General features: G+C 64.4%; 21 protein-coding genes. 9 read left to right on the top strand and 12 right to left on the bottom strand.

The window, feature by feature from the left end; genetic code table 11:
- Nucleotides 1-106: 106 nt before the first annotated feature.
- Entirely contained in the window at nt 107-961 is an 855-nt protein-coding gene (locus IEY62_RS15900; protein ID WP_229785374.1) for a helix-turn-helix domain-containing protein, read from the bottom strand.
- Between the two features lie 40 nt (nt 962-1,001).
- Here IEY62_RS15900 and IEY62_RS15895 point away from each other — a divergent pair, with 40 nt between their 5' ends.
- Complete coding sequence (locus IEY62_RS15895; protein WP_229785373.1) at nt 1,002-2,771, top strand: ABC transporter transmembrane domain-containing protein; 1,770 nt, start codon at nt 1,002-1,004, stop codon at nt 2,769-2,771.
- The gene (locus IEY62_RS15890) at nt 2,768-4,546 is read left to right on the top strand and encodes an ABC transporter ATP-binding protein (protein ID WP_189019593.1); all 1,779 of its coding nucleotides are present in this window, start codon (nt 2,768-2,770) and stop codon (nt 4,544-4,546) included. The genes IEY62_RS15895 and IEY62_RS15890 overlap by 4 nt, the downstream gene beginning before the upstream one ends.
- A gap of 2 nt (nt 4,547-4,548) precedes the next feature.
- On the opposite strand, the gene IEY62_RS15885 is transcribed toward IEY62_RS15890, so the two are convergent.
- Nucleotides 4,549-5,424: a spermidine synthase gene (locus IEY62_RS15885; protein WP_189019591.1), complete on the bottom strand. Its 876-nt coding sequence runs from the start codon at nt 5,422-5,424 to the stop codon at nt 4,549-4,551.
- 118 nt (nt 5,425-5,542) lie between these two features.
- On the opposite strand from IEY62_RS15885, the gene IEY62_RS15880 reads away from it, so the two are divergent.
- Nucleotides 5,543-5,713: a hypothetical protein gene (locus tag IEY62_RS15880; RefSeq protein ID WP_189019589.1), complete on the top strand. Its 171-nt coding sequence runs from the start codon at nt 5,543-5,545 to the stop codon at nt 5,711-5,713.
- A gap of 1 nt (nt 5,714) precedes the next feature.
- Here IEY62_RS15880 and IEY62_RS15875 read toward each other — a convergent pair whose 3' ends face one another.
- From IEY62_RS15875 to IEY62_RS15865, 3 genes are read right to left on the bottom strand one after another with little or no spacing between them, the layout of a single operon-like run.
- Nucleotides 5,715-6,218: a GNAT family N-acetyltransferase gene (locus IEY62_RS15875; protein WP_189019588.1), complete on the bottom strand. Its 504-nt coding sequence runs from the start codon at nt 6,216-6,218 to the stop codon at nt 5,715-5,717.
- Nucleotides 6,219-6,890 (bottom strand): O-methyltransferase, encoded by a 672-nt coding sequence (locus IEY62_RS15870; RefSeq protein WP_189019586.1) that lies wholly within the window; start codon nt 6,888-6,890, stop codon nt 6,219-6,221.
- Nucleotides 6,891-6,930: 40 nt separating this feature from the next.
- Nucleotides 6,931-7,263: a thiamine-binding protein gene (locus tag IEY62_RS15865; RefSeq protein WP_189019584.1), complete on the bottom strand. Its 333-nt coding sequence runs from the start codon at nt 7,261-7,263 to the stop codon at nt 6,931-6,933.
- A 91-nt stretch (nt 7,264-7,354) separates the two neighbouring features.
- Between IEY62_RS15865 and IEY62_RS15860 the strand changes: the two genes are divergently transcribed.
- Together IEY62_RS15860 and IEY62_RS15855 are read left to right on the top strand one after the other, a co-directional pair.
- A complete protein-coding gene (locus IEY62_RS15860) occupies nt 7,355-7,984 on the top strand; it encodes a TetR/AcrR family transcriptional regulator (protein ID WP_189019582.1) in 630 nt (209 codons plus the stop codon).
- Between the two features lie 146 nt (nt 7,985-8,130).
- Nucleotides 8,131-8,721, top strand: a complete 591-nt coding sequence (locus tag IEY62_RS15855; protein WP_189019580.1) for a DUF5684 domain-containing protein — start codon at nt 8,131-8,133, stop codon at nt 8,719-8,721.
- A 20-nt stretch (nt 8,722-8,741) separates the two neighbouring features.
- Here IEY62_RS15855 and IEY62_RS15850 read toward each other — a convergent pair whose 3' ends face one another.
- Genes IEY62_RS15850 through IEY62_RS15835 form a run of 4 tightly spaced genes read right to left on the bottom strand, consistent with a single transcriptional unit; the run spans nt 8,742 to nt 11,329 of the window.
- Complete coding sequence (locus IEY62_RS15850) at nt 8,742-9,053, bottom strand: AzlD domain-containing protein (RefSeq protein WP_018778883.1); 312 nt, start codon at nt 9,051-9,053, stop codon at nt 8,742-8,744.
- Nucleotides 9,050-9,958 (bottom strand): AzlC family ABC transporter permease, encoded by a 909-nt coding sequence (locus IEY62_RS15845; RefSeq protein ID WP_229785372.1) that lies wholly within the window; start codon nt 9,956-9,958, stop codon nt 9,050-9,052. The genes IEY62_RS15850 and IEY62_RS15845 overlap by 4 nt, the downstream gene beginning before the upstream one ends.
- Nucleotides 9,955-10,389, bottom strand: a complete 435-nt coding sequence (locus IEY62_RS15840; protein WP_189019578.1) for a DoxX family protein — start codon at nt 10,387-10,389, stop codon at nt 9,955-9,957. Before IEY62_RS15840 ends, IEY62_RS15845 begins: the two co-directional genes overlap by 4 nt.
- Before the next feature lie 52 nt (nt 10,390-10,441).
- The gene (locus tag IEY62_RS15835) at nt 10,442-11,329 is read right to left on the bottom strand and encodes a glycerophosphodiester phosphodiesterase (RefSeq protein ID WP_189019576.1); all 888 of its coding nucleotides are present in this window, start codon (nt 11,327-11,329) and stop codon (nt 10,442-10,444) included.
- Nucleotides 11,330-11,379: 50 nt separating this feature from the next.
- On the opposite strand from IEY62_RS15835, the gene IEY62_RS15830 reads away from it, so the two are divergent.
- Together IEY62_RS15830 and IEY62_RS15825 are read left to right on the top strand one after the other, a co-directional pair.
- Nucleotides 11,380-12,735 carry a DUF445 domain-containing protein gene (locus IEY62_RS15830; RefSeq protein WP_189019574.1) on the top strand — a complete coding sequence of 452 codons (1,356 nt, stop codon included), beginning with the start codon at nt 11,380-11,382 and terminating at the stop codon, nt 12,733-12,735.
- Nucleotides 12,736-12,809: 74 nt separating this feature from the next.
- Nucleotides 12,810-13,247, top strand: coding sequence for a VOC family protein (locus tag IEY62_RS15825; RefSeq protein ID WP_189019572.1), 438 nt, complete (start codon nt 12,810-12,812; stop codon nt 13,245-13,247).
- Between the two features lie 3 nt (nt 13,248-13,250).
- On the opposite strand, the gene IEY62_RS15820 is transcribed toward IEY62_RS15825, so the two are convergent.
- The 3 genes from IEY62_RS15820 to IEY62_RS15810 are packed head-to-tail and all read right to left on the bottom strand — an operon-like array spanning nt 13,251 to nt 15,633.
- Entirely contained in the window at nt 13,251-14,024 is a 774-nt protein-coding gene (locus tag IEY62_RS15820) for a 5-oxoprolinase subunit C family protein (protein WP_189019570.1), read from the bottom strand.
- A 39-nt stretch (nt 14,025-14,063) separates the two neighbouring features.
- On the bottom strand, nt 14,064-14,813 hold the full coding sequence (locus IEY62_RS15815; protein WP_189019568.1) for a LamB/YcsF family protein: 750 nt from the start codon (nt 14,811-14,813) through the stop codon (nt 14,064-14,066).
- A complete protein-coding gene (locus IEY62_RS15810) occupies nt 14,797-15,633 on the bottom strand; it encodes a hypothetical protein (RefSeq protein ID WP_189019566.1) in 837 nt (278 codons plus the stop codon). The genes IEY62_RS15815 and IEY62_RS15810 overlap by 17 nt, the downstream gene beginning before the upstream one ends.
- Nucleotides 15,634-15,829: 196 nt before the next feature.
- On the opposite strand from IEY62_RS15810, the gene IEY62_RS15805 reads away from it, so the two are divergent.
- Both IEY62_RS15805 and IEY62_RS15800 read left to right on the top strand, forming a co-directional pair.
- Complete coding sequence (locus IEY62_RS15805; protein ID WP_189019564.1) at nt 15,830-15,994, top strand: hypothetical protein; 165 nt, start codon at nt 15,830-15,832, stop codon at nt 15,992-15,994.
- Nucleotides 15,995-16,108: 114 nt separating this feature from the next.
- Nucleotides 16,109-17,413, top strand: coding sequence for an MFS transporter (locus IEY62_RS15800; protein WP_189019562.1), 1,305 nt, complete (start codon nt 16,109-16,111; stop codon nt 17,411-17,413).
- Nucleotides 17,414-17,423: the final 10 nt, after the last annotated feature.

The raw sequence follows: 17,423 nt of genomic DNA, 5'->3' as shown, positions 1-17,423 counted from the left end.
GGAGAGCTCCCATTGGCGGCCCCGACCCTGGGAAGAGTCTCTGGTGGGCAGCCGAAGTTAGGTATACCTACCCTAACAAGGCACTGAGGAAGAAAACCGGTGGAATTTAGTCGGAACCGGCCAAAGAGTGGTGGTTTCCGGCCTTAAGCGAGGCAACGTACCAGCCGGGAGTGTGCCCCATCACCTTCCGGAACACCTGAACGAAGGCGCTCGGATTGTTGTAACCCACCCGCCTGCTGACCGTGGAGACCGGGTACCCCGCCGCGAGCAAACCCAGCGCAACCCGCACCCGGGCATGGATCCGCCACTGGGCGAACGTCATCCCGGTCTCCTTGTGGAACAACCTGGACAAATTGCGCACACTGACGGCAACCACAGCACTCCACTCCTCCAACGAACGGTCCAGTGCCGGATCATCAAGGAGGGCCCTGGCCATCAATTCCAGCCGCGGGTCCGTGGGCATGGGCAACAGCATCGGCCGGGAATCCACGACGTCGAGCAGTCCCACCACTACGTGTTCAGAGCGTCTGCGGATGGAATCATCCATGTCAAAGGTGCTCATGTGCCGGAGCAACTCCTGCGCGGCTGCGGGCACCGTGACAGCTACGGTGCGGCTCTCCAGGTGCGGCGCCACCCGGGCGTTGATGTGCGAGCAGTAGAACCCTGTTCCCTGCGTGGACTTCACTGCATGGACCACACCCGCAGGGATCCACAGGCCCAACGTGGCCGGGACAGCGAAGAACCCGCCGTCGGCTTCCACCGTGAGCACACCACGGGCACCCCAGAGCAGCTCATGCGTGTCGTGGACGTGTTCAGTCCACGTGGCCGGCGTCGCGCACTCGAAGTAGCCCGTATGGACACCCCGGACCTCCGGCACGAAGGCGTCCCCGGCAGGCATCTCCTGCTGCGGCGCCGACTGCGGCACACCGTGTCCGGATTGCGATATAGCTTGGCGGGTCATCTGGCCTTCTCGAAGTTAGGTGAGCCTTACTATGGTAAGCATGCCTTCCAGTTCCGCTCTTCAGCCCTGCCCAACCGGGCGCAACAAGCAAGCACCGTGGAAGGTATCCCGGATCTTCACGTTCGCCTTGTTCGCGAATGGCCGCTGGAAGCTGCTGCTGGGTGGCTGCGCCGGACTCGCGCTGCACCAAATCAGCGAGGCTCTGGTACCGGCCACCATCGGCGCGGCGGTGGACAACGCCATCCAACCCAACGACGCCGGCGCCCTCCTTGCGTGGCTCGGCGCCCTGGCAGTGGTGTTCGTTGTGCTGGCACTCTCGTGGCGGCTGGGAACCCTGGCCACCGAACGTTCCTTCAATTACGGCTCGCACGACCTCCGCCAGTTGGTGGTGGGACGAACCCTTCACCCACGTGGAATGGCCGCCCGGCGCGCACCCGGAGAAATCGTCGCCATTGCATCCTCCGACGCCGACAGGGTTGCCGGACTCTCATGGCTGATCAGTGGTGGCCTGGCTGCCGTGGCCGGAGTGGCCACTTCTGCCATCACGTTGCTGCTGATCTCCGTGCCCTTGGGGCTGGCCGTCCTCCTGGCGACCCCTGTGATGCTGCTGGTCATGCACCATCTCACCAAACCCCTGGAAAACCGCAGCGACGTCGAACAGTCCACGGCCGCGCGGGCCGGAGCCTTGGCAACGGATTTCATCACCGGGTCCCGCCCCCTGAAGGGTCTCGGCGCCGAAGACGCAGCCATCACCCGCTACCGCTCCGCGAGCCGGAACTCGCTGGCGTCGGCCCTGAAAGCCATCCGCGCCAAGTCCGCGTATACGGGAGCAAGCACCGCCCTCTCCGCTGCGTTCCTGGCCGGAATCGCCTTCTTCGCGGCCTGGTTCGCGGTCCAAGGCAGTATCAGCGTTGGCCAGCTCGTGGCCGTTGTTGGCGTCGCCCAATTCGTCCAAGGACCCATGACCTCGCTCGGTTTCCTCAGCGTGGAACTGGCTCAAAAGCGCGCCTCAGCGGCCCGGATCGCAGCTGTGCTGGAGGAACCGGCCGCAGTGCCGGCCACCGGACAGTCCGCCTCACTTGGGACGAAAGAGCGCACGACGGCGGTGGCAAGGTCCGCGGCGGCCAGCACCCCGCTGCTCGAGATCCACAGGGGCGCAGCTGACAGTACCCTCCCCGCCTTCACGGCATCCGCCGGGGAGATCGTGGGCATCGTCCTCCCCGACAGCACGCAGGCGAGGCTTTTGGTGGACACCCTTGGCGTCCGCGTACCCACCGCGCCAGGCCTCATCTCCATTGATGGCCAGGATGCCGCAGGGCTGGACCCCGGCCACGTCCGATCCATGGTCTTCGCCGACAACCACGACGGCGTACTGTTCCGGGGCAGCGTCCGCGAAAACGTCGCAGCAACCGCCCCGCAACTGGAGGAACGCGCCATGGCCGCTGCCGCCGTCGGGGACTTCGTGTCCCGACTGTCCGAAGGCACTGAAACCGTCCTGACCGGCCACGGCCAGAGCCTCTCAGGTGGCCAGCGGCAACGGCTGGTCCTGGGCCGCTCGCTGCACCAGCAGCAACCGGTGCTGGTGCTCCACGACCCCACCACCGCCGTCGACACCGCGACAGAAGCTGTGATCGCTGACGGTCTGCGGAACTTCCCGGACAAGGCGCTGGTGCTGGTGACAACCAGCCCCACCCTGCTCGCAGCGTGCCACCGCGTAGTGCTCATGGGTGCGGACGGAACGCCGGAAAGCGGCACCCACCGCGGCCTGCTTGCCACCTCAGACGGCTACCGCCAGGTGGTGGGTTCGTGAGCACGGAAATCCTTCCCATTGCCTCACCCCGCGAAACGCGGAAGGCCATGTGGCGCTTGCTGGCTCACCGCCCGGGCAGGCTCACGCTGACCATCGTGGTGTTGCTGGCGGCATCCTGCTGCGGGCTGGCGGCACCGGCAATCCTGGGCATGATGGTCAATATCGCAGCCACGGGCGGAGACGTCCTGCCACTGCTGTGGCTGGCTGTTGCCTTGCTGGCGGCCGGCGGCCTGGGCGCCCTTCTGGGCATTCTGGGACAGAACCTCCTGGCGCGGATCTGCGAGGAAGCCCTGGCCGGACTGCGCGAGGACGTGTTTGCCGCAGCAGTGCGCAAGCCGCTGGCACAGCTGGAAAAAGCAGGGATCGGCGACGTCGTTGCCCGCGTTTCAGGCGATGTGGAGGCAGTCAGTGAGGCTATCTCCCGCGTGTTGCCCGCGTTCACCAGCGCAGCATTCACCATTGCCGTGACGCTGTTGGGCTTGGGGGTGATCGACTGGCGGTTCGCCGTTGCAGTGCTGGTTGCGGCACCGTTGCAGGTCATTACACTGCGCTGGTTTCTCAAGCGGACAGCCCCCATCTACCGTACGGTGCGGATCACCGAGGCCAGCAGGACTGAACAGATCATCGAGACCGTCCAAGGTTCGTCGTCGGTCGTGGCGCTGGGGCTTGGTGAACGCCACGCGGACCTTGTTGCGGCGGCCTCCCGTGAGAATATCGGCCATTCACTGCGCGGGGTCGGCTACCTGACCCGGTTCTACAACCGCCTGAACCTGGCCGAGCTCATCGGGCTGTCCGCCGTTTTGCTGGTGGGGTTCTGGCTTCATGCCGAGGGCGCCGTGACCATTGGGGCGGCGACTGCGGCCGCACTGTATTTCTACCGCTTGTTCGATCCGATTGGCCTGGTCCTGGGACAGTTCGACGAGCTCCAGAAAGCGGCCGCGGGCCTGGGCCGGATGTTCGGGCTGACACAATCGGCAGGCGCGGCTGCTCCCCGCATCAGGACCAGCCAGGCACCCAGCGGGACCACCCCGGAAACGGACACCGGAATTGTCCTGGACGATGTCTTCTTCGCCTACCCCGGCCAACGTCCTGCCCTCGACGGCGTCTCCCTCATGATCAAGGCCGGCGAACGGGTGGCCATTGTGGGAACGTCAGGGGCAGGCAAGACCACCCTGGCCAAGGTCATCATGGGCCTGGAACGGCCACAGGGCGGAACTGCCTTGGTCGGGGGCCTCAACGCCGCCAGCGCCCACCCCGCGGAGCTGCATCAGCACATCGCCATGGTGAGCCAGGAAGTGCATGTCTTTTCCGGCACCCTCGCAGAAGACCTCAGGCTCGCCAAGCCCGACGCTTCCACCCAGGAATTGCGGCAGGTCCTGCACGCTGTGGGGGCTACCTGGAGTGAAACGCTCGACGACGGCCTGGAGACTCCCGTAGGTGCCGGCGGCCACCAGCTCACGCCTGAGCAGGCTCAACAAGTAGCCCTCGCGCGGCTCCTGCTTAAGGACCCCCCGATCGCCGTCCTGGACGAAGCGACGGCAGAGGCGGGGACTGGTTCGGCCGCGATGCTAGACCAGGCGGCGGAAGCTGCCCTGGCAGGCAGAACGTCCGTGGTGATCGCGCACCGGCTGTCGCAGGCAGCCTCGGCGGATACGGTGGTGGTGATGGAGCACGGGCGGCTTGTTGAGTCCGGCCCGCACCAGGAGTTGTTGGCCAACGGCGGCCGGTATGCCACCCTGTGGGAGGCTTGGAACAGTTCCCTGAGCCGCGGCTAGCTTCACTCCGCCGGGGGATCGTGCCTCACCGGGGTGCCGGCCGCGAAGGCCCGGACCTTGGCATCATCCCAGATGTGGGCCGGCACGCCGCCGCCCAGCAGCCTGCGGGCCAGCGTGGGATCATCACCGAAAGGAACATGGCTGCCGGCCATGATCATGTTGCCGTATCGTCGCCCCTTGAGCATGGCGGGATCAGCGATGATCATGGTGTGCTCGAAGGTGTCGGCGATGGTGGCCGCGTCAGCACGGGCATTCTTCAGGTCCGGCGCGTCCCCTGAATTGACCACATACAGTCCGTCAGCAGCCAGCACAGCATCCGCATGTGCGGTGAACTCCCGGGTGGTCAGCGCGCGTGGGGTGAAGGCCCCGGCGAAGACGTCGCGGATGATGAGGTCCCGGGTATCCGGAGTGAGGGACTCGGTGACTTCCCGGGCTTCTCCTACGCGGATGCGCAGCAACGGCGCCTTGGGTAAATCGAACCAGCCGCGGACGTAGTCGGCCAACTTGCCGTCAAGCTCCACCACCACCTGCCGTGCTTCGGGGTACGCCGCGTGGAAGTACCGCGCCATGGAACACGCTCCACCGCCCAGATGGAGGGCACGCAGCTTGGGCTTGTGTTCGCGGGGCCATCGCGATTCCACCAGGGCGGCAATCCACCGCATGTACTCGAAGTCCAGGAACAGAGGATCGGCGAGGTCGATGTGTGAGCTCATGACGCCGTTGATCTTCAGCAACCAGCCATTGGAGTTGTCCTGGTCCTGCAGCAATTCACAATCGCCGGTATCGATGTAGTAGACGCCTTCCACCGGGCCGTCAGGACGGGTGCCGGAAGGCACCTCGACGACTCCCGCCGTCGACCTTTTTCCGCGTTTCGCCACTATTTCCGCCCTGCCTGATCCATGGTTCCAGCCTAGTGGAGTGCCGTGTTACCCGGTTCAGTCACATTAGTAGTAAGGATACTTACAAATTCGTCCCGTTGAGCCATATGATCGCTGCATGAACCTTGGAGCATCGGTGTGGGCGGAGGTATTGACGGCAGCAGTGGCGTGGCTGACGGTGGTCTGCCTCCTGCTCGCACGGGTGCCCAAACCGCCCAGCCTGCTCGATTCACCGCTGGATATGGACTCGCCTCTGGATATGGAACAGCCCGAGGAGAGCGACCACTGACTCAGGACCCGACGCCGGGACGCACCATCCGGTGTTCGGGCAGCGAATACCACGACGGGTCACACAACTGGCGCCTGCCGTCGGGGACGAATCCGTTGCGGCGGTAGAAAGCCTGGGCCCGCGGGTTATCGTCCAGGACCCACAGATAGGCCGGACCGTCCCCGATCAAGGCATCCACCAGCGCTTGTCCAACACCCCTGCCGTGGATCCGCTCCAAGGTGTAAAGCATGAACAATTCCGTCTCACACGGGCGGTCCTCGTCGTCGCCCTGACCAGCCGCTCCAAGCCCCACCAGGTCGCCATCGGGCCCGAAAGCCAGCATCCTTGCATGGCCCGCGGCAATGTACTCCCTGTACTTGTCGATGCGTTGGGGCAAACCTGCTTCCTGCCTGGCAAAGAACTCATCGGGCAGGAGCCGTCCGTAACTCTCGCGCCACGACTGGAGGTGCATCACGGCCATTGCGCGCGCATCGTCCACCGTCGCCGGGCGAAGGGTGAAGTCCATCTACCGCACCCTCGCGATCGCGAATCCGTCCCAGCCCTTGCTGCCAACCGTCTGGATGGCAGTGGCATCCAGACGGGGATCCTGCCCCATCATTTCCAGCGCCTTCACAATTCCGGGCGCATTCGTCTCGTCCCGCCCGGGCTCCAGGATGGCACCGTCCCAGATCACGTTGTCCATCACGATCACCGTGCCGGGGCGGCCCAGCCGGACGGCCCAGTCGAGGTAGTTGGCGTCGTTTTCCTTGTCCGCATCAATGAACACAAAGTCGAACGCCTCCTGGCCGGCAAGGGTCGGAAGTGTGTCCAAGGCAGCACCCACCCTGATGTCCACTTTGTGGCCAACACCGGCGGCGTCAAGGTTGGCGCGGGCCACGTCGGCGTGCTTCCGGAGGTATTCGCACGTCACGATCCTGCCGTCGTCGGGCAGTCCCTGAGCCATCCACATACTGCTGAAACCGGCCAGCGTTCCAATCTCCAGCACCCGCCTGGCTCCGGACATCTGCACCAGCATCCGAAGCAACTTGCCGGCGTTGGGCGCCACCTCTATAGCCGGCATGCCGGCCTCCAGCGCAGAGGTCACCGCACGTTGGTGGGCAGGTTCGGGATGGACGACGACGTCCGTCAGGTAGCGTTCGACGTCTACCCAGCCGGGTTCGGCCACGTGTTCAATCATGGCCCCCAGTCTTGCACTGACGGCCCGCCGGGGAAAGCACCTAGTCCGAAGCGGAGATGGCGTCTTCCAGGCGCTCCACTTTGCCGGTCAACTCGCCGCTGTAACCGGGGCGGATGTCTGCCTTGATGACCAGCGAGACGCGACTGCCGTAGCGTCCAACCGCCTCAGTGGCACGCTTGACGACGTCGAAAACTTCATCCCATTCACCTTCGATCGTGGTGAACATGGAGTCCGTCTGGTTCGGCAGCCCGGACTCGCGGACGATCTTGACGGCGGCTGCAACGGCGTCGTGCACTGAGGCGTCAGGGGTGGGTCCACCGTTGTCGGCGGCAGCGGGCTGGCCTGAAGGGGCAACTGAGAATGCAAGCAACATGAATCCAGTGTTTCATGTGCTGGTTTGTCATATAACAACGTACTCCCGCGTAACAACGGGCCTGAACGCCTCCGTTGCTACCCTGACAAGCATGGAACAGCCCTCTGAACGCAAGCCCCTCAGGGCAGACGCCGCACGCAACGTAGACAAGATCATTACCGCCGCCCGGCAGTGCTTCCGTGAATACGGCCCCGAAGTACCCTTGCAGACCATTGCCGCCACCGCTGGAGTTGGCCCCGCGACGTTGTTCCGCAACTTCTCCGACAAAGAACAACTGGTACTCGCTGCATTGTCGCGTCAGTTGCGCCAGCACGTGGACCCAGTGGCCGCTGCGGCCGCCGACGGCATGGACGCCACCGAAGGCCTCATCAACGTCATCGACGCCGTGATGCGGGTAGCCAGCGAAGACGCCAACCTGCTTGATGCAGTCGCGGGACGCCGAGGTCTCCTGATGGGCATCACCGGCGGCCTCATCGGGTCCATGGCTACCCTGCTGGAACGCGGACAGGGCCAGGGATCACTGCGCAAGGACATCACCATCGAGGACATGGTCAGGCTGGTGGCCATGCTGATCGGGGCCGTCGACACCATGGAACCGGGTTCCGAAGCCTGGAAGCGTCCTGTGGCGTTGATTGAGGACGCCATCAGGACCGAACGCCCTTCGCGTCCCCTGCCGGAACAGTCGGGCATCCCTGGAGTGACGCTCACCGAAGGCGCCTGAAACCCTTCGGGGGCTGCGGCAACCGGGGCACCGCAACCAGGCCTTCGCAACCGGGCCTTCGCAACCGGGCCCTCGCAACCGGGCCCTGACCCGATGGTGAGTCCTGCCCATCGCGGAGTCGACGCCAGGCCCGTATTGTCAACCGTATGAATATTCCCCTGAGCTCATACTCTTCCAGCGGAGCGGGATCCGCTGCCACGGTCGGCCTGGCCCTGCTGTTCATGCTGATCTACTTCGCCGTGATCTTCGCGATCATTGGTGTGCTCTACATGGGAATCTTCACCAAGTCCGGCCGACCGGCCTGGGCCGCTTTCACACCTGTCTACAACGGGATCAAACTGCTGGAGATCGCCGGACGCCCTTGGCACTGGTACTTGCTGTTCCTCATCCCGTTCGCCGGGATCTACTTCAGCATTGTGGCCCTGAACGATCTCGCGAAGAGCTTCGGAAAAGACGCCGGCTACACGGTGGGACTCGTTCTGCTTCCGGTGGTCTTCGTACCTATGCTTTCTTACGGCTCCGCCCAATATCTCGGACCGGCAGCCGGCCGGCAGTTCATGGCGTACCAGCCGGGTTACCAGCAGGGTTATGGGCAGCCCCAGGGGTACGGGCAAGTGCAGGGGTACGGGCAGCAGCCGCAAGGCTATGCCCAGTCCCAGGGATACGGGCAAACGCAGGGTTACGGGCAACCCCAGGGCTACGGGCAACCGCCTGCCCAGGACAACAGCGGCCAATAGCCCACCGGCCAGGAGTACCGCTAGCCCCAACCCAGCAGCCGCAGTAATGCTGCGGCTGCTGCGCCGGAGATGACAACAACCAGGAAGGGCGCACGAAGCAACAGCGCAACAGCTGCTGCCACCAAGGCGCCGATCCGGGCATCAAGAACCAGACCCTGGCCCGATGCCACGGCATTCACCACCGTGAGGGACGCGAGCAGCCCGATGGTCATGGTTCCGGCCACGTGCATGATGCGGGGGTTGTCCAGCAGCTTGGCCGGCACAAAGTAGCCCACGAGTTTGGTGAGGTAGGCCAGTGCACAGGCGATGAGGATCCACAGCCACAGGTTCATCGTGTCCCGCCTTCCCTGTGACGCTCACTTCCGTGCCCGCCGTTTCCGTGCCCGCCGTTTCCGTGCCCGCCGTTTCCGTGCCCGCCGTTTCCGTGCCCGCCGTTTCCGTGCCCGCCGTTTCCGTGCCCGCCGTTTCCGTGCCCGCCGTTTCCGTGCCCGTCCTTTTCGTGCCGGCGCTTCTCCGCATAAGGGTCCACGTCGGGTTCAAGCCCTTCATCCATGCGCGAGTGGCTGAACCAGCCGATTACTCCTGCGACCACTGCCGCCACGAGGATGGGCACGCCCGACGGCACAAACGGCACCGCCAGGACGGTGGCCAGGGCGCAGGCGGCGGCAATCGCCCAGGGCTGCCGACCCTTGAGCCGGGGCCACAGCAGCGCGAGGAAAGCCGCAACAGCGGCGCCGTCCAAGCCCCACTGTTTGGGATCGCCCATGGCGTCGCCCGCCAGCGCCCCAACCGCCGTAAAGATATTCCATAAAACGAATATGCCAATCCCGGCCGTCCAGAATCCGCGCGCTTGTTCACCGGGATCGGACTGGCCTGAAGCCGTAGCAGTCGATTCATCAATGGTGATGTGGGCAGAGACGTAGCGCTTCCAGCCACCAGGACGCAGCATGGCATTGATCTGCATTCCGTAGATGCCGTTCCGCAACCCCAGCAGGGCACTGGCCGTCATGGCGGCAACACCTGAGCCTCCACCCGCCACCACACCGATGAAAGCGAACTGGGATCCACCGCTGAACAGCAGAAGGCTCAGCACCATGGTCTGCCAGAAATCGAACCCGGATGCGACCGAGAGAGCCCCGAATGACACACCGTACAAACCGGTCGCAATGCTCAAGGAAAGGGCGACCTTGAATGCCGGTGACTCCCTCAGCTTCGCGGGAGCGGAACCGCCACTCATTTCCGGAGACTCCACGACCAAAGAATCAGGGGAAGCTGCAGGGGCAAGCGGACGGTGTGGATGCGACGCTCTTTTTCCGTGCCATCGGGACCGTAGGCGCGCCGCAAGGCATCAATATGCCCTGCGAGGAATGCAGTGAACATGGCAGTAGTGGCGTCGGCAGAAACCCTTCGCGTGGCGGGGATCAGCAGTCCGACGGCGGCCGCTGCCTCCAGCAGGCCGGAGGAGGCGATCCATTCCTCGCGGGACATAACTGCCAGCGGACCATTCGGGCGGCTCCCCGGCTCATCCTTGCGGCACAAGTAATCGGGTACCACCGGCTTGTAGAAGGAGGGCGCACGGAAGTGCTTCACCGCACTGGTCAGGAGAAGGGCACTCAGGGCGACTGCGGAGGTTGTACGGGTTGCTTGGGCTGACCAGCGAAAAGGCATGAGACCACTCAATCACACGCCGGGTGGCCCCCAAAGCCGGAGCCGCTCCGCCCTAGTTGGACACCATCAGCTGGGCGAGGACCTGGGCGGGTTTGTTGGTGGTGATCTCCTGGATGCCGAGCCCTTGGCACAGGGCAACGTCCTTTTCGGAGTCCACCGTCCACACCCTGAAGACGCGCCCGGCTTCCAACCAGCGCTGGACATTCCGGGCGTGCTCGCGCACATAGTCGATACCGGGCCCGGCGATGCCCACCTGCCCCTCGTCCAGGACACGCTCGGCGTCCTCCTGGGCTGCCTTCATGACGTTTGCCACCGCAGCACCGCTAAGGAAACCCAGGCCCAGCTCCTGGCGGATTTCCTGCACCGTAAAGTCATCCACCAACTGGCAGATATGTTGCCCCGGAACCGACTGAAGCAGCCGCTGGATGGAGTCGGAGTCAAAGCTCATGAAGGAGACCTGTATATTCTCCAGCCGTGATTCTTCGGCGGACCAGCCTTCCTCCTCCAGAAGTGCGATGACCCTCTCCTCGAGCTTCAGGCCATAAGGGCTGGGATGCTTGAGTTCAATCGCCAGGCCAATGTCCCTGCCGGCCCCGCGGAGGATATCCAGCAGTTCCGGCAGCGTGAGAAACTGGTCTGCCACTCCCCCATAGGCGTCGGGGATACGCACCCCTTTCCATGAGGAGAAATCCAAGGACCGGAGCTGCTCAAGGGTGTGTTCAGATACAGGACCCGTACCCGTGGACGTGCGGTCGAGGTTGGCGTCATGCAGGAGCACCACGTGTTGGTCGCGGGTCAGGTGAACGTCGCACTCCACACCGTCGGCGCCATCGGCGATCGCCTTCAAATACGCCGAACGGGTGTGCTCGGCGTACGCGGCACTGGCACCGCGGTGCGCGTAGACCTTGGGGCGAAACGGGGCGAAGTCGTCGCTGCTCATGCAGACACGGTAGCCCACGCGGCCGTCCCAACGGGGACTACGCTGGGCTAATGCAGGTGAACTCTGAGCGAATCCCAACTGAAGACGTCACCACCCCCGGCCCGCTGCCCACGCAGCCAGGTACGACGACGACGCGCGGCCGTACCGCCGTCGTCGATCTTTCCGCCGGTGAACGGGAGAAGGCTGCCGCGCTGCTGCGCATGAAGCGCTTGGCGCTTGCCCTCCTCATTGCCATGGCAGTGATATTTGCTGTGGCTTTCGCCTTTCAAAAGCAGTATCCGTGGCTCGAATATGTCCGCGCCGCCGCGGAGGGCGGCATGGTGGGTGCCCTGGCGGACTGGTTCGCTGTGACAGCGCTGTTCAAGTACCCCATGGGCTTGAAAATCCCGCACACAGCGATCATCCCAAGGCGGAAAGACCAGATCGGCGAATCGCTCAGTGAGTTTGTGGAGAGCAACTTTCTCTCCCAGGAGGTTGTGCAGGAGAAACTGGCCAGCATCGATATTGCCCGTAAAGCCGGGCTTTGGCTGTCCGCCCCCGGCGGGGCCGAACGCGTGGCCAAAGAGGGTGGCGCGGTGATCCGCGGCGCGTTTACAGTCCTCAACGACGACGACGTGCAGGCGGTCATCGAAGGAATGGTGCGCAAGCACCTCCTCACTCCTCCGTGGGGGCCGCCCGTAGGCCGGATGGCTGAACGGATCTTCGCTGATGGACACCACCACACGCTCGTGGATCTGCTGGTTGACCGCGCCGCAGACTGGGTTGATGCCAACCATTCAACCGTGAACCGGCTGGTGTCGGACCGCTCGCCCCTGTGGGTGCCGACGTTCGTTGACGGACTGGTGGGAGACCGCGTGCACGTGGAACTTTCCAAGTTCGTCCGCGCCGTCCAAGCCGACCCGAACCACCAGGTCCGGCAGTCCATTGATGCGTACCTGACCGACCTTGCCCAGGATCTGCAACATGATCCGGCAATGATCGAGCGGGCGGAGAGCATCAAGGCACAGATCCTGGGCGACCCCGAGGTCCGCGAACTGGCCTCCCGCACGTGGGGAACGGTCAAGACCGCCCTGCTCAACGCCGTCGACGATCCCGACAGTGAACTGAGCCAGCGCTTCAAGAGCGCCGTGCGCGACTTCGGTAAGCGCCTGGTCAAGGACGAGGAACTTGCGGGCAAGGTCAACACGTGGATCGGTGATGCCGCCGGCTACCTCGTCAACACGTACCGGTCAGACATAGCGGGCGTCATCTCGGACACCGTGGCGCGATGGGATGCGGAGGAGACCTCGCAAAAGATCGAACTCCAAGTGGGCAAAGACCTTCAGTACATCCGCATCAACGGTACCGTGGTGGGTGCCCTGGCCGGCCTGGCGATTTTCACTGTGGCCCATCTGCTCTTCGGCTAAGGTCGGGGCCCGGGATTGCCGGGTGTTCCAGGACAGGTCTGGAGGTTTCCAGGGTGCGTTGGTACCGTCAACCCATGCCTATCAAACTCGAAAATGTCGGTATTGCGGTCCGGGACCTGGAAGAAACAATTGCCTTCTTCACCGACCTCGGCCTGACAGTGATGGGCCGGGACACGGTCAGCGGTGAGTGGGCAGACACCGCCGTCGGGTTGGATGGCAACCACGCCAAGATCGCGGTACTCCAAACCCCCGACGGGCATGGCCAACTGGAACTCTTCGAGTACCTCCATCCCGATGCGATCGAAACGAACCCAACCCTTCCCAACGAGATCGGCATGCACCGCGTTGCCTTCTCCGTTGACGACATCGATGCCGCCCTCGAGATCGCGGCCAAGCACGGATGCACCCCTCTGCGCGGCGTCGCCAACTACCAGGACATCTACAAACTGACGTACCTTCGCGGGCCCAGCGGCATTCTGGTCATGCTGGCCCAGGAAGTGAAAGGGCACTGAAGCTCAGCCCAGCAAGTGCACCATCTGTCCTGGCCTCGCCTGGCCTATGAGGTCCAGATCGTCATCCCGAACAAAGGCAATCACCGGGGATTTGGCGGTGGCGGGTCGGTCGGCAAGGGCAATAACCGGAAGGCCCGACGCCGGTAACACCACCGAGCCTGCCGCCAACGGTTGGGCCTGGGGTGCTGGAGCCGAGGCAACCTCGAGCGGCCGGCCCGCCAGCCGCGCACCGACACGGTCCGACTCGGGCGAGAGAATCCACGGTTCCGTGGTCAGGCGATGCCACAGTCCGGCGTCGTAATTGGGGACGCGGGGTCCGCGGCTGATCCTGGCGACCACCGGCCGTTCCGGGTCCAAAGCGCGACGGGCCGTCTGATGGATGCGCGGGAAACCCTGCCCTTGTGCCTGGCCGAATGACAATGCGGCGCCGGCTTGGAGCGCCCCGCGGCCAGTGAATCCGCCCTGCACGGCCAGGTAGTACCGGATTCCAAATCTGGCCGGCCCGAAGGACAGCACTGCTCCGGGAGCCACACGGACGGGCTTGTTCAGTGGCAGCTCTTCGCCGTTGAGGGTAACGACGCCCTCGGCACCAGTCACTGCAACGGCGGAGCCGGTGACGAAACGGAGTTTAAGCCCGCCCACCAGCACCTCAAGACCGGGAGCGGCGTCGGAGTTACCCAGCAACGCGTTGGCAAGGTTCATGGATGCACGATCCAGGACATGTTCCGGGTCAAGCACCAGGCTTGAGAACCCGGGATCCACCACTACTGCACCCATGCGGCCTCCCACTTCACGTCTTCTGCAGTCCAACCGGAATCAGGCGAACGCCTCGATGCCCACGCCGGCCCGCTCAAGGCCTTCGCGAACCGCGGTCGCCATTGTTACCGCTCCCGGTGTATCGCCGTGAATGCACAGCGAATCAGCCTGGACAGGCACAACCGTGCCGTCAATGGCCACTACTTCCTGACGCGTGGCCAGTCGCACTGCCTGAGCCACTACCGCGGCGGGGTCGTGCAGGACTGCGCCTTCCTGCGTGCGGGGAACCAGCGTTCCGTCCGGCAAGTACGCCCGGTCCACGAACGCTTCGCGGAAGACAGGGTGTCCGGCTTCCTCGGCCAGGGTGATCCAGGCCGAGCCCGGCAAGCCGAGCACAGGAAGCCCGGGATCATATGCATGGACGGCCGCAACCACGGCCTCGGCTTGTTCGGCGTCCCGGACAATTCTGTTGTACAGGGCGCCGTGTGGCTTCACGTAGTCCACCGATGCCCCTACAGCGTGGGCCATCCCGTCCAGGGCGCCAAGTTGGTACAGCACATCGCCGAACAGTTCGTCGAAGGTCATGTCCAGGGAACGCCGGCCAAACCCTGCCAGGTCCCGGTACCCGACGTGCGCTCCCACGCGAACATCGAGTTCAAACGCGGCACGGCAGCTGTCCAGCATGGTGAGGGGGTCTCCGGCATGGAATCCACAGGCCACGTTGGCGCTGCTCACGATGCGGAACATCGAGGCGTCGTCGCCCATGGTCCAGGAGCCGAACGACTCCCCCAGATCAGCGTTCAGATCCATCGTTGCCGCCTTCCAGTGTCAGGGTCTCTTCAGGGGTCAAATTCCCAACAACATTCTTGGGTGCGTTGGGAAGGAGCTCACCGGGAACAGTGTCCGGCAAGGGGCCAAATGCTTCCTTGGCTGTTGACACCACGGCCCGGCCCATCATCATGTTTCCAGCACCACCTACCACTGCGCCCACCCCGAACGGCAGTGCGCGGCCCAGGAACGCGGTGCCTTGCCGTTTTATCAGGCTCTTGAGGAAGGCGCGCTGGATGGTGTCGCGGATGACCCCGAAGCCGCTGCCCGGGATCTTCTTGGTCAGAGTCCGGCCCCAGGCGTTGGTGACGCCTTTGCCGCGTCCGAGCGACTGCCCGCTGAGGGCGCCGAGCATGGACGTGCCTTCTTCGCCCAACATGATGGCCATGACCATGGTTTGGGCCCGCACGGGATCAGTAAGCCGGATGCCGTGGAGTTCGGCCAGCGAGGACGCGTACAGCGCGGTGGTTTCCAGGAAGCCCACAGTGGCCAGGGCCGAGAGTCCCAGCGATGCTGCGGTCCCGATTCCGGGCACGACGGCGGTGGCGCCCACCGCTGCACCCCCACCGGAAATGGCGAACAGGTAGTGGCGCTCGAGTTTGGCGGCAAGCTGAGCCGGGGAATCGTTGGGGTGCCTGCGCTGAAGCCTCCGAAGGTTCGCCAGGACCAGGGGACGCTGGACCTCCACTGCCTTCAGGAGCACGTTGTGCACTCCTGGCTTGGTGTTGCCTTCGGCATCGAAGACTGCGTTGTGTGCTGTCTCCTGGGCGATTTTCACCGCCGGGTTGGGTCGCTTGGGCATATTCACCTCTCCGTGGCAGCTCTGATTGTTCAGGGAACTGATGGTTTTAGCCTATGCCACACTCCAACGTTGCAAGGGCCGTTTTGTACCGTTTGTGGATACTATTCCGCGCAGAGCGGACCCCGTTTCCAGCCTTCCGCGGCGTAGACTGAGGTCACTCACGGAAGCAGTCCAGCAAGGACAGGGAGTACCCGTCGTGAACGCACCGGACAAGAACGAGCACCTCGAGCGGCACCACACCGACGCCCCGGCGGAGGGTGAAACCGAAGGCTGGGTTCCGCACGACACCGGCCTGCACAGCCAGGACCCGGCGGAGGGTCCAGACATCGACGACGACGCCCCGCCGTCGGGCGCTTCTTGACCTGACGTCTTCCGCGCCGCGTCTTCCCTCGCCGCGTCTTCCCTCGCCGCGCCTTCCCGTGCCAGCCACGGGACGGCCTTACTCAGTGTCCTGACACAGGTTTAGGCTGGTGAAATGGCCGCCCTGAGAGCGCTGCGCCCCTTTGCACACCGGGAATTCCGGGTGTTGATCTCCGCCCTGTCGATTTCCATTTTCGGCTCGGGCATGTGGGCAGTGGCGATGGTCTACGAGGTCATACATCTGGGCGGCGGGCCGCTGGAGTTATCGTTGGTGGCCACCGCCGCCAGCATCGGACTGGTGGGATTCGTCCTGGCGAGCGGCATCGCCGCCGACCGTTTCCCCCAGCGGCTGCTCATCATCGCCGTGGAGGGGGCAAACCTGGCAGTGATCGCCACGGTGACTTTGCTGGCGATGCTCAATGTCCTTCAACTCTGGCACCTGGCCCTCGGTGCGTTCGTCCTGGGCGTGGGGCAGGCCTTCTTCTTTCCGGCATACTCGGCGATCCTTCCGCGCATCCTGCCCGCCGAAGACCTCCTCGCGGCCAACGGGATGGAAGGCACCGTCCGGCCCATCCTCCAGCAGGCGGCCGGGCCGGCGATTGCGGGCATCCTGGTGGCGGCGTTCTCACCGGCCCACGCCGTTGCCGGGGTGGCTGCCTGCCATTTCCTGGCCTTCGGCATCCTGAACTTCCTCAACCGACGGGCTCTGGTCGGCACCGATGCAGACGGGGCATCCTCCGAGGCGTCGGCTGGACGGTCCTTCCTCCAGGACCTCCGCGAAGGGTTCAGCTACACCGTCCGCACCCCCTGGCTCCTGTGGACGCTTGTGTGGGCGTGCCTGTCCGTACTGTTCCTGATCGGGCCAATCGAGGTCCTGCTGCCCTTTGTCGTCCGGGACCAGCTCGGTGGCGATTCAAGAATGTTCGGCTTCCTGCTGGCCGTCATGGGCGTCGGGAGCGCCGTGGCCGCGCTGGCCACCGCGTCTTTCCCCCTCCCGCGCCGCTACCTGACGGTGATGGTGGTGACGTGGGGCCTCGGCAGCCTGCCCGTCGCTGCCATTGGTTTCATGGACAGTGTGTGGCTGCTCGGAGGTGCCATGCTCATCTTCGGGGTCACCGAGGGCATGGGAACGGTTATCTGGGGCACGCTCCTGCAGCGAAGGGTCCCACGGCATTTACTGGGCCGGATTTCGAGCCTGGACTTTTTCGTCTCCCTTGCCCTGATGCCTGTGTCCATGGCGCTCGCCGGTCCCGTGGCCGAGGTGGTTCCCATCTGGCTGATCTTCCTGGTGGCCGGCCTTGTATGCCCGGTCATGGCGTTCGTGGCCGTCTTCGCAGCACGAATGATGACGGACGAGATCGACAATCCTCTGACCCGGGTTGTTTCCGAAGCTGCGGACCAACAGTCCGGCTCCGTGTAACGCGGTCCTG

Origin of the sequence: Paenarthrobacter histidinolovorans (genome assembly GCF_014647595.1) — a bacterium.
Taxonomy (GTDB): Bacteria; Actinomycetota; Actinomycetes; order Actinomycetales; family Micrococcaceae; genus Arthrobacter; species Arthrobacter histidinolovorans.
This window is presented reverse-complemented; position numbering and strand designations above follow the sequence as displayed.

Bases quoted from the DNA above. Each gene is read 5' to 3' on its own strand.
- IEY62_RS15900 (WP_229785374.1), bottom strand. From the start codon at position 961: ATGACCCGCCAAGCTATATCGCAATCCGGACACGGTGTGCCGCAGTCG.
- IEY62_RS15895 (WP_229785373.1), top strand. From the start codon at position 1,002: ATGCCTTCCAGTTCCGCTCTTCAGCCCTGCCCAACCGGGCGCAACAAG.
- IEY62_RS15880 (WP_189019589.1), top strand. From the start codon at position 5,543: ATGAACCTTGGAGCATCGGTGTGGGCGGAGGTATTGACGGCAGCAGTG.
- IEY62_RS15875 (WP_189019588.1), bottom strand. From the start codon at position 6,218: ATGGACTTCACCCTTCGCCCGGCGACGGTGGACGATGCGCGCGCAATG.
- IEY62_RS15870 (WP_189019586.1), bottom strand. From the start codon at position 6,890: ATGATTGAACACGTGGCCGAACCCGGCTGGGTAGACGTCGAACGCTAC.
- IEY62_RS15865 (WP_189019584.1), bottom strand. From the start codon at position 7,263: ATGTTGCTTGCATTCTCAGTTGCCCCTTCAGGCCAGCCCGCTGCCGCC.
- IEY62_RS15860 (WP_189019582.1), top strand. From the start codon at position 7,355: ATGGAACAGCCCTCTGAACGCAAGCCCCTCAGGGCAGACGCCGCACGC.
- IEY62_RS15855 (WP_189019580.1), top strand. From the start codon at position 8,131: ATGAATATTCCCCTGAGCTCATACTCTTCCAGCGGAGCGGGATCCGCT.
- IEY62_RS15850 (WP_018778883.1), bottom strand. From the start codon at position 9,053: ATGAACCTGTGGCTGTGGATCCTCATCGCCTGTGCACTGGCCTACCTC.
- IEY62_RS15845 (WP_229785372.1), bottom strand. From the start codon at position 9,958: ATGAGTGGCGGTTCCGCTCCCGCGAAGCTGAGGGAGTCACCGGCATTC.
- IEY62_RS15840 (WP_189019578.1), bottom strand. From the start codon at position 10,389: ATGCCTTTTCGCTGGTCAGCCCAAGCAACCCGTACAACCTCCGCAGTC.
- IEY62_RS15835 (WP_189019576.1), bottom strand. From the start codon at position 11,329: ATGAGCAGCGACGACTTCGCCCCGTTTCGCCCCAAGGTCTACGCGCAC.
- IEY62_RS15830 (WP_189019574.1), top strand. From the start codon at position 11,380: ATGCAGGTGAACTCTGAGCGAATCCCAACTGAAGACGTCACCACCCCC.
- IEY62_RS15825 (WP_189019572.1), top strand. From the start codon at position 12,810: ATGCCTATCAAACTCGAAAATGTCGGTATTGCGGTCCGGGACCTGGAA.
- IEY62_RS15820 (WP_189019570.1), bottom strand. From the start codon at position 14,024: ATGGGTGCAGTAGTGGTGGATCCCGGGTTCTCAAGCCTGGTGCTTGAC.
- IEY62_RS15815 (WP_189019568.1), bottom strand. From the start codon at position 14,813: ATGGATCTGAACGCTGATCTGGGGGAGTCGTTCGGCTCCTGGACCATG.
- IEY62_RS15810 (WP_189019566.1), bottom strand. From the start codon at position 15,633: ATGCCCAAGCGACCCAACCCGGCGGTGAAAATCGCCCAGGAGACAGCA.
- IEY62_RS15800 (WP_189019562.1), top strand. From the start codon at position 16,109: ATGGCCGCCCTGAGAGCGCTGCGCCCCTTTGCACACCGGGAATTCCGG.